Genomic DNA, 14,809 nt, shown 5'->3' on the forward strand with positions numbered 1-14,809 from the left:
CCGATAAGTATTAAAAATCATCATCTAAAGAGAAAGCCGCAGCTTTATCTTCGGTAGAGGTTAATACACCACTTTTTTGATAATCACCAACTCTTTTTTCAAAGAAGTTCGTTTTACCTTGTAATGATATCATCTCCATAAAATCAAATGGATTGGTTGCATTATAGATCTTAGTATAACCAAGCTCCTGTACCCATCTGTCGGCAACAAACTCAATATATTGCGACATTAATTTTGCATTCATTCCAATCAGTGCCACTGGAAGGGCATCTGTAATAAATTCTTTTTCTATTTCCACAGCATCTTTAATGATACCATGAACTTGCTCTTCAGTAAGCCTGTTTTTAAGCATGCTGTACAATAAGCAAGCAAACTCGCAATGTGATCCTTCATCTCTTGAGATCAATTCATTACTGAAAGTTAAGCCCGGCATTAAACCGCGTTTTTTTAACCAGAATATAGAGCAGAAACTTCCGCTAAAGAAGATACCTTCAACAGCTGCAAAAGCTACCAAGCGCTCAGCAAAGTTACCACCTTCAATCCAACGTAGTGCCCACTCCGCTTTTTTCTTAACACAAGGAACAGTGTCTATTGCGTGGAACAATCTATCCTTTTCATCAGGATCTTTAATATAAGTATCAATTAGCAATGCGTAAGTTTCAGAGTGGATGTTCTCCATCATGATCTGGAAACCATAGAAGCAACGTGCTTCAGGTAACTGAACCTCACTCATAAAATTCACTGCCAGGTTTTCATTTACAATACCATCACTTGCAGAGAAGAAGGCCAGGATATGAGAAATAAAATGTCTTTCGCCATCATTTAGGTTATCCCAATGCTTCTGATCGTCTGAAAGGTCAATTTCTTCTGCAGTCCAAAAACTAGCCTCACTCTTTTTGTACATTTCCCAAATTGCCGGATATTTAATCGGTAAAAGAACAAAACGATCTTTGTTTTCTTTTAATAATATTTCTTCTTCTTGCATAAGCCTTTGTTTAACGTAGTGAATGATTTGAACAATAAAAACCTCTTTAATAAACACTAACAGTCGGCGAAACCATACTTAATTTAAAGATTTTAAAAGCCTTGAAACTCTCGGACAACCTTAACCAACTAAATATTAAACCTTTAACTGAAAACCTAAGTGTGATTTATTAAAGAATTTTACTTAAACAAATATAAAGTATGAGGTCTTTTTAATAGAACAAAGTTGTTAACACGTTGTTAGATATCGTCGTTTAAAAGATCAGAATTCCGTCATAATCAACCAGTAAAAAAGCTAATTATTTCTTTTTTAGGGGGTAGTAAAAACTTTTGAATGTTAATAATTTAAAAAAAGCTGACTTTATACCCCCTAAAGTTTAAAAGTTACTCGGTTTCTGGCAGATAGCTAATTTCAAGTTTAGCAACCCCTTTTCCATAAAACCCAAGCTCTTTTGCTGCAGCTGCAGAGAGATCTATTTTAAATTTTCTAGAGTGCGGACCTCTGTCATTTATTTCCACATCTACAGATTTTCCATTTACTGGATTGGTAACCGTTACGATTGTTCCGAATGGTAAGGACATATGGGCCGCAGTCATTTTTTTACCCCGATATCTTACACCGCTTGTAGTCCTTCGTCCTTCAAACTTCTTTGCGTAATATGTTCCGTAAACGGTTTTAGAGATTAATTTAGAAGATAGATTGGATGACGATTCTGCTATTGTTTCGGGAGCAGAATCTGATGTTGCTCCGTCAGTAATTCTTTGAGAAAAACCCAAGGAAGAAATTAGCATACCGCATAACAATAAACAATACTTCATATTTACTATAGTTGGTGAACGTGCAAACATAAGTAAACTAATTACTTATAAACAAGTAATGCCCGACAAGTTATCATCGGGCATTATACTTATGTCATTCCAAAAGATTTTATTTCTTATCGGGCACAAAACTCATAGAAATTGAGTTCACACAGTTACGAGTATTTTTAGATGTGAAGCCTTCGCCCAAAAACACATGACCTAAATGTGCTTTACAATTTGCGCATACAATTTCGGTACGTTGCCCATCTGCATCAGGAATTCTTAGCACCGCTCCTTTAATTTCGTCATCAAAGCTTGGCCATCCGCAATGCGATTCAAACTTCGACTCTGAGCGGTATAAAGGTGCATTACATCGTTTGCAGATATAGGTTCCTTTTTCCTTGTTATTCAACAACGCTCCAGTTCCAGGATATTCAGTACCCTTGCGTACAATCACATCCTCTTCCTCTTTAGTTAGTTTATTCCACTCCATATTGTTGGTTGTTTTTTTTACTTCTTCTTTTTTGGGCTTTTGAGCGCAGGCTACAAAACTAGTTATCACTAACAAGCCGGCCAGCATAAATGTTTTATTGATTAAAGCTTTCATTTGCATTATCATTATTTAATACAAGATACGGACTAAAGTTTCCTCCGGTTTCATAATAGAAGTAATAATAATGTCAGTTCTAAAAAAAAAGCTCCGATGAATGAAATCACCAGAGCCTTTGCATTATACAAGAAGATCTTTATTATTTCTTTAACAAGGCAGCCATAGCTTCGCCAATTTCAGCAGGACTAGCTACAACATGAATACCGCATTCTGCCATGATTTTCATCTTAGCTGCAGCAGTATCGTCAGCACCGCCAACAATAGCACCAGCATGCCCCATTCTACGTCCAGCAGGAGCAGTTTGACCAGCGATGAAACCTACAACTGGTTTTGTGCCATTTTCTTTAATCCAACGAGCAGCTTCAGCTTCCATACCACCACCAATTTCACCAATCATGATGATACCTTCAGTTTCCGGATCGTTCATCAACAATTCAACTGCTTCTTTGGTAGTAGTACCAATGATTGGATCACCACCGATACCGATTGCAGTAGTAATACCTAAACCTGCTTTTACTACCTGATCAACAGCTTCGTAAGTTAAAGTACCTGATTTAGAAACTACGCCAACAGTACCTTTTTTGAAGATGAAACCTGGCATGATACCAATTTTAGCTTCATCAGCAGTGATAACACCTGGACAGTTAGGACCGATTAAACGGCAATCTCTGTCAGAAATATATTCTTTAACCTGAATCATATCCTTAGTAGGGATACCCTCAGTAATACAAACAATAACTTTAATACCTGCTTCCGCAGCTTCCATGATAGCATCTGCAGCAAATGCAGGAGGAACAAATATAATAGATACATTAGCACCGGCCTTATCAACCGCATCCTTTACAGTATTAAATACTGGTTTGTCTAAATGAGTCTGGCCACCTTTACCTGGTGTAACACCGCCAACAACGTTCGTTCCGTACTCAATCATTTGAGAAGCATGATAAGTACCCTCATTTCCTGTAAAGCCTTGAACAATAACTTTTGAATCCTTATTTACTAAAACACTCATGTATCTTTATTTTTTTGTGCAAACTTAGATAAAACTGCGGAGCATTCATGAAAACAATTGAAAAAAAATATTAGGCTATCTTTTTTTCTACCCGTCTTTCTGGTATAAACCAGATTATAGCAACTAAAATATAACATACAATACCTATCCAGGAACTAATAAAACTGCCTCCAATTGCAATAACATACAATAAACAAGAAACAGTATCCTTTAGACTTGTTCCAAATGTATTGGCAAATTCGGAATCCGGGCCATGTAACTTTTTCAATGTACTTTCCAAAATAAAATAAGCCGTAGCTGCCATAAGCATTATACAACCATAAATTACCACAGGCCAGGTATCATAATGGTTTTCGCCCATCCATGCAGTAGCAAAAGGAAACAGAGAGAGCCAAAAAAGCAAATGCAGATTAGCCCATAATACTTTTCCATTAACCTTTTTAACCATTTGCATCATATGATGATGATTATTCCAATAAATACCAACGTATACAAAGCTCAGCAAGTAGCTCATAAATACGGGGACTAGTGGCTTTAATGCCGACAAGGAACTACCATGAGGAACTTTTAATTCCAAAACCATAATGGTAATGATGATAGCCAAAACTCCATCACTAAATGCTTCTAATCTGCTCTTGTTCATAAATTAAAGATATATTAATTCATTATTGTTTCAAACTAAGCTTAAATACTCATTTATTTGCAGAGATAAGATTAACCTTACCGCAAACAACACAAAATGAAACCACTTAAAATCTATTTTAAAGTATTGCAAACAGGAAATGGAAAATACCTGAAAACGAAAAATGAGGTAAGTAACCTTATTGTTGATGTGATTGACAGGAACCCAACCAAGTCGTCATCAGCAATAAGGGAAATAACTATTGAGGATTTTAAAAACAATGATAAAGCGCAAAAAGTATTACGCACCAGCGAACGTTTCTTTATTGAAAGTATTTCTGACATTGAAGTTGCCATCACTTTCTTACCACAGGAGAAATTAGCACCGGAGCAATTTTACACCCAATGGAGATATATCCAAAAATCTGAAGCTTACAGACTAGTACAATATTTAGATGAAAACAAGCTTGTGGTATACAGCGAAAAGACAAAAGTGCTGCATACCGTAAAGCTAGATAAAGACGTTTCAGTAATAGTTGAAGAAGAATAATCCTCTTACTTTTTAGCCACTCTCTTTAAACGAGACAAGTCTTTTATTTCGACGTTCTTAAAGTCAACAGGTTGACCTTCGCTTTGCAGCGCGATAAAACCACTGCTCAATAGCTTGCCATCTATTTTAATTTTAGGATCGTAACCATTTGCCACGCCACCACCAATTTGCGGTTTAGAGTATTGTAGTACAGTATCGCCATTAATAATATGTGTAATTAAAGAATCGCCAAGCACGATCAACTCTCCGCGTACCCATTGATCACCATCATAAGTTTTTGATGTAGAATTTAAGCAGTGTGAATCGGCTATCTTTCCCTTATAAACCACATTGGTTCCAGGTGAGCACATGTTGCCAGTAGGTCTTGGGTTTCCGTCACCTAATCCACCTAAAAGCTGCATCTCAACTGAAATTGGCCAATCTTGTTCTTTTAACATTGTTCTTGGATCCTGCGAATGAAACATTACCCCGCTATTTAACAACGTATAATCCGGAGCGCCTTTTTGCAGTTTTCCTACAAAACGATATTCAAATTTCAGATGATAATAAGAGAATGGAGTTTTATAATAAAGGTGAGCAAACTGGTCATTAAAGTCCCCATACTGATCGTATCTAACTTTAATTATACCATCTTCAACCCTAAAGGTATTTCCAAAATTTACGCCAACTTCATGATGGTGTACTTTTACAAACCAGTCATTAATATCTTTGCCATTAAACAACTTAACCCAGCCTTTTTTATCATCAGATTGGTTTGAGTTCTGTTTAATCCCTCCGCAGCCAGCAAAGATAAAACAGGAAATTAGGGCAATAAAAGTGGTTCTTTTCATAATTGTGTGTGGTTTATTTTAGTTGGAGGCAAAATACAATAAAAAATTAAATATCTAATTCCTCTAACTTCTCAATAGCTGCAGGTTGAATTGCCAGCTGATATTTTTCTTCATCGAACTCATTCTCGCTTTTGGCAATCACAATAGTGGCAATTCCATTTCCAATCATATTGGTTATAGCTCTGGCCTCCGACATAAACCTGTCTACCCCCAACAAGATGGCAATATGCTCAACAGGCATTAATTTCAAAGCCGTTAAAGTAGAAACCAACACAATAAACCCACTCCCTGTAACTCCCGCAGCCCCTTTAGATGTAACCATCAAAACAGCCAGCACACTTAGCTGTTGCCCAATGGAAAGATCTACACTAAAAACCTGACACAAGAATATCACCGCCATAGAAAGATAAATTGCTGTTCCATCGAGATTAAAGGAATAGCCAGTAGGAATAACTAAACCAACTACAGATTTATTACAACCAATAGCTTCCATTTTTTGCATCATACTAGGCAATACCGATTCAGAAGACGAGGTACCCAGAACAATTAAGATCTCCTGACGAATATATTTAAGGTACTGCCATAAGCTAAACTTGTAGTATTTGCAGATAGCATTTAATACTACAAAAATGAACAAGAAACAGGTTAGATAAACCGCCCCCATTAATTTCGCCATTGGTAATAAGGTATGTAATCCATAAGTACCTACACTAAATGCCATCCCACCAAAGGCACCAACCGGGGCAAGGCGCATCACTACTTTCATAATATTAAAAAACACCTTTGCCATTTTATCAAAAAAACTAAGCAATGAGTCTCCGTTTGGCCCCATCTTATTTAGCCCATAACCAAACAAAATGGCAAAAAACAGTATCTGTAAAATATCCCCTTTAGTAAAAGCCTCAAAAACATTATGAGGTATAATGTGCGCAAAAAATTCAGACCAGTTAATTTCTCCGGCCTGCTCAGTGTATGCCTTTATTTTATTTACATCTCCGGTAACCGGATGTATTCCTACCCCGGGTTTTAATAAATTAGCCACCACCATTCCAATCACAATAGCCAATGTGGTCACTATCTCAAAATATAAAAGTGCTTTCCCCCCTACGCGTCCAACTTTCTTCATATCACCCATATGGGCTATTCCCAATACTATTGTTAAAAAAATGATCGGAGCAATGAGCATACTGATCATATTGATGAAACTCTGGCTTATCAATTTGGCGTGTGGTGCAAAACCCGGGAAAAATGCCCCTACTGCAATACCTAATGTAATAGCCACTAAAACCTGAAAAGTAAGGTTCGAAAGAATAGATTTCATTGTACTATAATAGTGAAATTTTGTTTAATGTACTTAGCTTTATGGCATGGAAAACAAAAATGAAAATCCCTATGTACAATTCAATCATAAAATTCTGAAGGACTGGAAAGACAATGGGGTAAAATACATCAAACTAGTAGAGCTGGAAGCCGATCTCGCTATTAAGTTTTTTGAGCTTATTCCTGATTCTGAAATTCCTGATGCAGGCGAAACAATATATCATATCGACTCAGACGATATCACTGAACTTTTAGAGCCGGTGGCTAAAGTTAAATTTTTGGTACACGAAATCTACCTTGAAGAGGAGGAGTAAATGTATCCTGAACTTTTAGCCCACATCAGAAGATACGTACAGCTTGAGCCGCATGAAGAGCAATTGCTATGTGACCATGTGGAGTTTAAAAGCCTTAAAAAGAAAGAGTATCTTCTGGAAACCGGAAAATTATGCAAAGGCGATTATTTCATCCTCAAAGGATGTTTAAGGCAGTTCTATATAAATAAGAAACTCAACGAGCAGATTATAAACTTTGGTCTGGAAAACTGGTGGATAGCAGATCAGGACAGCCTGCTAAATAAACATCCATCTACAACTAATATTCAGGCTATAGAAGCTTCTGAGCTTTTACTTCTTAGTGAACAGAGTAAAGCTATCTTATTTGAAAACATACCGAGATTGGAAAGTTACTTCAGGATCATGATGCAAAAAGCATTTGTTGCCTCCCAACGCAGAATAGGATACATTTTCAATCAAACTGAAGAAGAGCGTTATAGACACTTCTCAAAACTATTCCCAGATTTCATGCAACGTGTACCACAATACATGCTGGCTTCTTACTTGGGCTTTACTCCTCAATTTTTAAGTCGCTTACGAGCTAAAAAAGACTAAATTTTCTTAACCACAGTTCATTTTTTGGAAGCAACTTATTACTCAACTTTGTTATAACAAAAAACAAATAGTTATGAGCAATAGAATTAAAATTAATGAGGCAGAACCTGCGGCATACAAAGCTATGTTAGCGTTTGATAGTTATGTAGAACACAGCAGTCTTACAACTAAACACAAAGATCTTATCAAAATAAGGGCATCCCAAATTAACGGATGTGCTTACTGTATAGATATGCACACCCGCGATGCACGCAAAGCGGGTGAAACAGAACAAAGAATTTATGCACTGAATGCATGGAGAGACACTCCATTTTTTGATGAGCAAGAACGTGCATTATTAGCACTTACTGAAGAAGTAACCTTAATTACCAACAAGATATCTAACGAAACTTACAATAATGCAGCTGCACTTTTTGACCATGCTTATCTTGCGCAGATAATCATGGCCATAATTATTATTAATGCATGGAACAGAATTGGAATTAGTACTGGGTTAGAACCCAAATAACTATACTCCCTCCATGCCGTATTGTTTCAGTACATCTGCAGGCACGCCTTCCCAACGGTTAGGCACGTTACCAACATAACCGAGGTCTTTAACACCGATCTCGGTTGTAAAGAATCCAGAGGCGGTCAGATTACGCATCAAACTAAAGAAAGATACACCCTGCTGCATTCCTGGTTTTACTTTTGCAGGATAAGCAATGTCATCAACCATCTCAATTTGTTGAGCGGATGATGCTTCTTTAAATGTTTTCTGATAACGGGTTAAGCATTGCATATCAAGCCACTTTAATCCCCCGCGCATTGGAGTTTGATGTCCCGGCATGTCTTTAACAATAAACTCAATGAAATCAGGAACCTTAGCATCCGAAGCGCTTCCTGATTTGTCATCTTTAGGAATAATAATATCCGCCAATAGTGTTATTGTTGCCATTTCATGTTCCGTAAAGAACTTCCAGGAATTTAATTTTTTATCACGTTCTACTTCAAATTCCTGTCTACCAGGGGTGGCCTCACCATCGGCACCGGCAGCAGCAACTACAGGTTCTTTTCCTGGTTTGCAAGCTTCAAGCACAACACCGGCACTAATTGCAGTAAGGCCCAAAGCTTTTAACGAATCACGTCTGTTCATATATATAGATTTGAGATCAGCTAATGTTTAAATTTTTCTTTTGTTCTAAAATGTATTCTGCAGTACGCATAGAAAGCGCAAGAATTGTCCAGGTAGCATTTTTATCACCTTGCTGTACGAAAGGGGCAGCATCTACTACAAATAAGTTTTTACAGTCATGCGCCTGACACCATCTGTTTAGCGCAGATTTTTTAGGATCATCACCCATTCTAACTGTACCAACTTCGTGTATAATTTTACCTGGAGCTTCTAATCCGTAATTAGTATCTGCACCAGGAGGCTCAGAAGCAACAGCACCCATGGCGTGCATGATCTCCTTAAAGGTTTCCTGCATATGCTTGGCTTGTTTTACTTCTTCAGGTGCCCATTTATAATTGAATCTAAGAACCGGAATTCCGTATTTATCTACTACGTTAGGATCTATTTCGCAATAGTTGCTCTCTCTGGCTATAGCAGTCCCCCTACCAGCCATCCAAACACCTGTTCCGTAGAAACGCCTATAATCATCTTTCAAACCAGCCCCATACCCGCCGGCTTCTTTCTTTTTTCCATCTCTACCAGGTATAGTTCCATTTTGTCCCTCTATACCCCATCCAAATCCATAACCTGGCATATCAAGTCCGCCACCATATTCTATATGGTACCCTCTCGGGAAATCAAGTTTTTTATTATCAAGCCACCATGGAGAGTATATATGTATACTTCCTGCACCATCTTCATTATATCTTTTACGATCTACCAGCTGAGGTAAATATCCACCCATACTGGCTCCTGTAGAATCATGTAGGTACTTACCAACTACTCCACTGCTATTCGCAATTCCATCAGGGTGGGCAGCAGATTTAGAGTTAAGTAATAGCCTTGCAGATTCACATGCACTAGCGCCCAGAACAATGGTTTTACCATTAACCTGATACTCTTGCATATCTTTTGTATTTACATAAGATACACCGGTAGCTTTTCCGGTTTTATCGGTAAGTACCTCTCTTACCATGGCATTTGTGATAACGGTAAGATTTCCTGTCTTCACCGCAGGAATAACCAAGCAGGAAGAAGATGAAAAGTCAGCGTAAACTTTACACGACCTACCACACTGACCGCAATAAAAGCATTGTCCGCGATCTTTATTATCTTTTAATCCTTCTGTAAGCACAGAGCCTCTTCCCGGAATAACACGCACGCCTACCTTTTGTGCCGCTTTTTTTATAAATAACTCATTTAGCCTTGGCTTTGGAGGAGTCATAAATATACCATCGGGTTCACTTTCAATACCTTCTACAGTACCATAAAGGCCAATCATCCTATCTACTTTATCGTAAAAAGGTTTTAGCTCTTGGTAAGTAATAGGCCAGGAATCTGTAAGTCCATCTTTAGGTTTAAAATCATCTGGCCCCATTCTCAAAGAGATACGCCCCCAGTGATTTGTTCTTCCACCAAGCATCCTGGAACGGAACCAAGAAAACTCCGAATTATTTTTCTGAGTATAAGGTTCTCCTTCTAGTTCCCATCCGCCATAAGCGGCATCAAAATCACCAAAATGTCTGGTAGTACCAGCACCTCTTCTAGGAGATTCCCATGGCCATTTTAATTGCGCAGAATCAACTCGCGGATCAAAATAAGAACCAGCTTCTAGCATTAACACTTTCAAACCTGCATTGGCAAGTACATATCCGGTCATACCTCCCCCGGCACCTGATCCTACAATGATAGCATCATATTCGACGCCTGATTTCTTAATTTCAAATTCGCTCATTTACAATTTGGTTTTTTTTAAAAGTAACGATTTACTATCCATTTTATTCCCAAAACAGCCATCTGTAACAACAATAATGGTTTGGGATAAAAGTTAAGAACGTAAGAATAAGTAATATACAAATTTTAGAATTCCACTGAAAAATCTAGGCTTATTTATAACGACTCTAATTAATGAATTCATCACACAAAACTCATAATTAACAACATAAAGCGATAAACAAATCCATATCTATAAATTTGCACCTATGAAAGTAGATATCTGGTCGGACGTGCGTTGCCCGTTCTGTTATATAGGGAAAAGAAAATTTGAGACTGCTCTTGAACAGTTTGAGCATAAGGATAAAATTGAAGTTGAATGGCATAGCTATGAGCTTGATCCAAATGCTGAAACCACTCCTGAAATCAGCGCCTATGAATACCTGGCTGACAAATATGGCAGATCGAAGGAATGGGCTATAGAAACTCATGAGCAGGTAAAGGAAACTGCTGCAGCTGTTGGGTTAGATTTCAATTTTGACATCTCCGTAGTCGCAAATTCTTTTGATGCACATAGATTAATCCAATTGGCAAAGTCGATGGGATTGGGTGATGAAGCTGAAGAGCAATTATTTAAAGCTCATTTCACAGATGGCGTTAACATCAGTGATCATCAATCACTAGTTGAAATCGGTGTTAAAATTGGCATTGACAAACTTTCGGTTCAAACCATGCTGAGCAGTACTGATTTTACTGACGAGGTAAGATATGATGAAAATGCTGCACAAACTATCGGAATTAAAGGTGTTCCTTTTTTCATATTCAATCAAAAGCTTGCTGTTTCAGGAGCACAATCACCGGAAACATTTTTAGGCGCGCTAAATCAGGCGTTTCAAAAAGGTTAAAATAAGTATTCTCTTCAAAGTCTGGAATCTTTTGTCCCTGAAAAAGGGACAAAACTTCCTAGGCCTTTTCTGAGAAACTGATTTTAAAGTAAAACCCACCGTCTATTTCACATAACAATTTAAAATGGCGATGCATTGCCTTCAACCTTGCATTTAGCCATTATGCATAACTATTTTACTGAAAAAAACCGTGTTCTTCGAAGACATGCAGATTTTTCCCTTCAAAAATCTGAGGATGAGAAGAATCATGATTTTTTTCCCTTTAAATTGAGGTAGAAATACCAGTTGAGTTAAACTGCAAATCGTACAGCTTCTTATAATAACCATCAAGCTTAAGTAATTGCTGATGTGTTCCCATTTCTTTAATCTCACCTTTCTCCAATACAAGAATCTTATCTGCTTTCTGTATTGTTGATAATCGATGGGCAATCACAATAGAAGTACGGCCTTTCATTAAATTCTCTATTGCACGCTGAATAAGCATTTCAGTTTCAGTATCAACAGACGAAGTAGCCTCATCCAATACCAAAATTGCAGGATTATACACCAACGCTCTGATAAAAGAAATCAGCTGAGCCTGTCCTGCCGATAACGTTGCCCCACGCTCCATTACATTATATTGATATCCACCCGGCAATCGCTCTATAAAATCATGAGCGCCTACCTTTTTTGCTGCATCAACCACCTCTTCCATAGTGATCGAATCATTATTAAGCGTTATGTTATTAAAGATGGTATCCGAGAAGAGGAAAACATCTTGCAATACAGTAGCGATTTGATTCCTCAAATAGCCCAATTCGTAATCTTGTATCCTTACTCCATCAACTTTAATCTCTCCCTTTTGAATTTCATAAAAGCGGTTTAAGATATTGATTGTTGATGATTTCCCCGCACCGGTTGCTCCAACAAGCGCAATGGTTTTACCGGCTTCAACTTCAAAGGATATATCTTTCAACACATAATTCTCATCATTATATGCAAACCAAACCTTATCAAACGAAATATTACCTTTCATCACTTCCGGCGCATACGTGCCCTTGTTCTCAGTAACCTCATCGGTATCTAAAACCTTAAATACACGTTCGGCACCAACCATACCCATTTGGAGGGTATTAAATTTATCAGCAAGCTCTCTAATTGGTCTGAAAAGCATACCGATATACATAATAAACTCCGTGATAATTCCTGGTTTAATATCAGGATTACTAAGGATTGTTCTGGCACCATACCAAACCAATAAACCAAGTGACATTGCCGAAATAATCTCTACAACCGGGAAAAATATAGAATAATACCAATTAGAGCGAATGTTGGCATCGCGATAGCGACCATTAATTTTTAAAAACTTATTGTACTCTTGCTTTTCCCTGGCAAAATATTGAATAATCGAAACACCTGTAATGTGCTCTTGTAAGTATGTATTTAAATTAGACACTTCGGTTCTGATTTCCTGAAAAGCTGATTTAATTGCTTTCTGAAAAATCGAGGTAGCAATAATAAGTAAAGGCATAGGTAATAACACCACAAGTGATAAAGCCCAGTCCTGATATATCATCACTCCGATAATTACAATCACCATTAAAATATCACCAATAATTACAATTAAACCCTCAGAAAAAATCTCTGCAATGGTTTCAAGATCTGAAACCGTGCGGGTAATCAATTGCCCTATCGGTGTATTGTCAAAATATTTAAGCCTTAATTTGGTGATATGATTAAACACATTAATCCTGAGATCACGGATCGCCGACTGCCCCAAAGTATTTGTAAGCAAAGTATGACTATACTGCACTCCTGTTTGTACAACAAGCAGGATAACCATAAGTATGGTCATGTTTAGTAATCCACTATAATCCCCGGTAATAATATGATGATCCAGTGTGTAGCCGATAAGAATTGGCCTTAAAGGAGCCAAAACAGCAAGCAGTATAGTAAGTATTACAGAAATAATAAAAATGCGCTGGTATGGTTTTACGTATTGAAAAACCCTTTTCAACAAGCCTACATTAATTACATCACCGGTTATTTTAGACATATTTTATTTTACAAAGGGATAGACTACACTCACAAGATATAAACCGCATGCAGGTACTGATTGTCCGGCATTACTTCTATTTTTACTTTCAATTATTTCTTTAAACTGCTCCAGGTCAATTTCCTTTTTACCAATTCGCACTAAGGTACCAACAATTGCACGAACCATATTTCTTAAAAATCGATCTGCTCTTATGGTAAATAATAAAGATTCATCTTTTACCTGAAAGTGGGCTTCTGTAATTTTACAATTATTAGTAAACGTTTGAGTATTCGATTTACTGAAACAAGAGAAATCAGTATGTTTAAGTAAGATTTCGGCAGCCTCATTCATTGCTGTGACATCAAGATCTCCTTTATAAAGCCACGACCGATCAAGCTTAAACGGATCTTTATGAAAATGTATATGATAGTGATAAGCTCTTTCTGTTGCACCAAAGCGAGCATGAGCCATATTTTCAACTTCAAAAATGCGTTTTACTGATATTTGATAAGGCAATAGAGAATTTATACCTGTTACAGAACGGCCAAAATTTAAAGGTTTAAGTTCATTCGCTTCACTTTCTTGTACAATATCAAAGTGTGCATAAAATTGAGTTGCGTGCACACCGGCATCTGTTCGACCGCAGCCAAGTGTAACAATAGGCTGTCTAAAATATGTAGACAGTGCCTTATCAAGGCATTCCTGTACAGTAACGGCATTAGGCTGTACTTGCCAACCATGATAATCCGTACCATTATACGATAATTCGATAAAATAACGTTGCGTGTTCAATGTTACAAATCTAATATTCTAAATCTGTTTTTAGATTGCTTAGTGTTTCGCTTTTAATATCTTTGCTAAAATTATGGAATTGATATGATACAAAGAGTGCAATCTATATGGCTTTTATTAGCTGCCCTAACACTTACTTGCATGTTATTTTTGCCTTTCTTAACTAAAAATGTTAATGGAAGTGAATTTAGTATTTATACAAATGGTCTTCATCAGACAATTTCTGGAGATAGCGGAACAGGCCAAAAAGTAGAGCCGTTTTTACCACTGTTTATTTCAAATATTGCAATTGCTGTGCTTTGCATTGTTACATTATTTAGCTTTAAAAACCGAACTATACAGAAACGTTTAGCTAGTGTAGCCATCATATTAACCATAGCACTGTCATTTTGGGGCTTTAATTATGCTCAAAAAATCCCCGGTGGAATTGAAGGTGCAACTTACGGTATAGCAGCATTTTTACCTATCTTAAGCATCTTATTTTGTGCACTTGCGATCCGCGGAATCCGTAAAGATGAGCAATTATTAAGGTCCGCAGATAGACTAAGATAATTAATTAGCTCATTTTTATTTAGTTACGCATCAGTAAAATACCAAATATTAAACTTACCTTT

17 protein-coding genes are annotated in these 14,809 nt (G+C 37.2%); 6 read left to right on the plus strand and 11 right to left on the minus strand.

What is annotated here, in order from left to right; all coding sequences use genetic code 11:
- Window positions 1–10: 10 nt before the first annotated feature.
- The 5 genes from HQN83_RS14475 to HQN83_RS14495 form a co-directional block, all read right to left on the minus strand.
- A complete protein-coding gene (locus HQN83_RS14475; protein ID WP_173091051.1) occupies window positions 11–985 on the minus strand; it encodes a ribonucleoside-diphosphate reductase small subunit in 975 nt (324 codons plus the stop codon).
- A gap of 383 nt (window positions 986–1,368) precedes the next feature.
- On the minus strand, window positions 1,369–1,803 hold the full coding sequence (locus HQN83_RS14480) for a septal ring lytic transglycosylase RlpA family protein (RefSeq protein ID WP_246254512.1): 435 nt from the start codon (window positions 1,801–1,803) through the stop codon (window positions 1,369–1,371).
- Window positions 1,804–1,912: 109 nt separating this feature from the next.
- Window positions 1,913–2,392, minus strand: a complete 480-nt coding sequence (locus HQN83_RS14485; protein WP_173091052.1) for a methionine-R-sulfoxide reductase — start codon at window positions 2,390–2,392, stop codon at window positions 1,913–1,915.
- A gap of 142 nt (window positions 2,393–2,534) precedes the next feature.
- Complete coding sequence (sucD, locus tag HQN83_RS14490; RefSeq protein WP_048907383.1) at window positions 2,535–3,407, minus strand: succinate--CoA ligase subunit alpha; 873 nt, start codon at window positions 3,405–3,407, stop codon at window positions 2,535–2,537.
- Window positions 3,408–3,477: 70 nt separating this feature from the next.
- On the minus strand, window positions 3,478–4,050 hold the full coding sequence (locus HQN83_RS14495) for a TMEM175 family protein (protein ID WP_173091053.1): 573 nt from the start codon (window positions 4,048–4,050) through the stop codon (window positions 3,478–3,480).
- A gap of 96 nt (window positions 4,051–4,146) precedes the next feature.
- On the opposite strand from HQN83_RS14495, the gene HQN83_RS14500 reads away from it, so the two are divergent.
- Entirely contained in the window at window positions 4,147–4,578 is a 432-nt protein-coding gene (locus HQN83_RS14500; protein ID WP_173091054.1) for a hypothetical protein, read from the plus strand.
- Between the two features lie 5 nt (window positions 4,579–4,583).
- Here HQN83_RS14500 and HQN83_RS14505 read toward each other — a convergent pair whose 3' ends face one another.
- Window positions 4,584–5,408, minus strand: a complete 825-nt coding sequence (locus tag HQN83_RS14505; protein ID WP_173091055.1) for a 3-keto-disaccharide hydrolase — start codon at window positions 5,406–5,408, stop codon at window positions 4,584–4,586.
- Window positions 5,409–5,454: 46 nt separating this feature from the next.
- Entirely contained in the window at window positions 5,455–6,729 is a 1,275-nt protein-coding gene (dctA, locus tag HQN83_RS14510) for a C4-dicarboxylate transporter DctA (protein ID WP_173091056.1), read from the minus strand.
- 46 nt (window positions 6,730–6,775) lie between these two features.
- Here dctA and HQN83_RS14515 point away from each other — a divergent pair, with 46 nt between their 5' ends.
- The 3 genes from HQN83_RS14515 to HQN83_RS14525 all read left to right on the plus strand — a co-directional run bounded on the left by HQN83_RS14515 (window position 6,776) and on the right by HQN83_RS14525 (window position 8,123).
- Window positions 6,776–7,042 carry a hypothetical protein gene (locus HQN83_RS14515; RefSeq protein ID WP_173091057.1) on the plus strand — a complete coding sequence of 89 codons (267 nt, stop codon included), beginning with the start codon at window positions 6,776–6,778 and terminating at the stop codon, window positions 7,040–7,042.
- Window positions 7,043–7,615 carry a Crp/Fnr family transcriptional regulator gene (locus HQN83_RS14520; RefSeq protein ID WP_173091058.1) on the plus strand — a complete coding sequence of 191 codons (573 nt, stop codon included), beginning with the start codon at window positions 7,043–7,045 and terminating at the stop codon, window positions 7,613–7,615.
- A 73-nt stretch (window positions 7,616–7,688) separates the two neighbouring features.
- On the plus strand, window positions 7,689–8,123 hold the full coding sequence (locus HQN83_RS14525) for a carboxymuconolactone decarboxylase family protein (protein ID WP_173091059.1): 435 nt from the start codon (window positions 7,689–7,691) through the stop codon (window positions 8,121–8,123).
- Here the strand turns inward: HQN83_RS14525 and HQN83_RS14530 are convergent, their stop codons facing one another.
- Entirely contained in the window at window positions 8,124–8,750 is a 627-nt protein-coding gene (locus HQN83_RS14530; protein WP_173091060.1) for a gluconate 2-dehydrogenase subunit 3 family protein, read from the minus strand. It abuts the gene before it with no gap.
- Between the two features lie 16 nt (window positions 8,751–8,766).
- Window positions 8,767–10,503, minus strand: a complete 1,737-nt coding sequence (locus HQN83_RS14535; RefSeq protein ID WP_173091061.1) for a GMC family oxidoreductase — start codon at window positions 10,501–10,503, stop codon at window positions 8,767–8,769.
- Window positions 10,504–10,750: 247 nt separating this feature from the next.
- Here HQN83_RS14535 and HQN83_RS14540 point away from each other — a divergent pair, with 247 nt between their 5' ends.
- Complete coding sequence (locus HQN83_RS14540) at window positions 10,751–11,386, plus strand: DsbA family oxidoreductase (RefSeq protein ID WP_173091062.1); 636 nt, start codon at window positions 10,751–10,753, stop codon at window positions 11,384–11,386.
- A gap of 262 nt (window positions 11,387–11,648) precedes the next feature.
- On the opposite strand, the gene HQN83_RS14545 is transcribed toward HQN83_RS14540, so the two are convergent.
- Both HQN83_RS14545 and truA read right to left on the minus strand, forming a co-directional pair.
- Window positions 11,649–13,421, minus strand: a complete 1,773-nt coding sequence (locus HQN83_RS14545; RefSeq protein ID WP_173091063.1) for an ABC transporter ATP-binding protein — start codon at window positions 13,419–13,421, stop codon at window positions 11,649–11,651.
- A 3-nt stretch (window positions 13,422–13,424) separates the two neighbouring features.
- Window positions 13,425–14,195: a tRNA pseudouridine(38-40) synthase TruA gene (truA, locus tag HQN83_RS14550; protein WP_173091064.1), complete on the minus strand. Its 771-nt coding sequence runs from the start codon at window positions 14,193–14,195 to the stop codon at window positions 13,425–13,427.
- An 84-nt stretch (window positions 14,196–14,279) separates the two neighbouring features.
- Here truA and HQN83_RS14555 point away from each other — a divergent pair, with 84 nt between their 5' ends.
- Window positions 14,280–14,747, plus strand: coding sequence for a DUF4293 domain-containing protein (locus HQN83_RS14555; RefSeq protein ID WP_173091065.1), 468 nt, complete (start codon window positions 14,280–14,282; stop codon window positions 14,745–14,747).
- The last annotated feature ends 62 nt before the right edge of the window (window positions 14,748–14,809 follow it).

The sequence above is a fragment of the Pedobacter foliorum genome (assembly GCF_013266735.1).
In the GTDB taxonomy this organism is placed as follows: Bacteria; Bacteroidota; Bacteroidia; order Sphingobacteriales; family Sphingobacteriaceae; genus Pedobacter; species Pedobacter foliorum.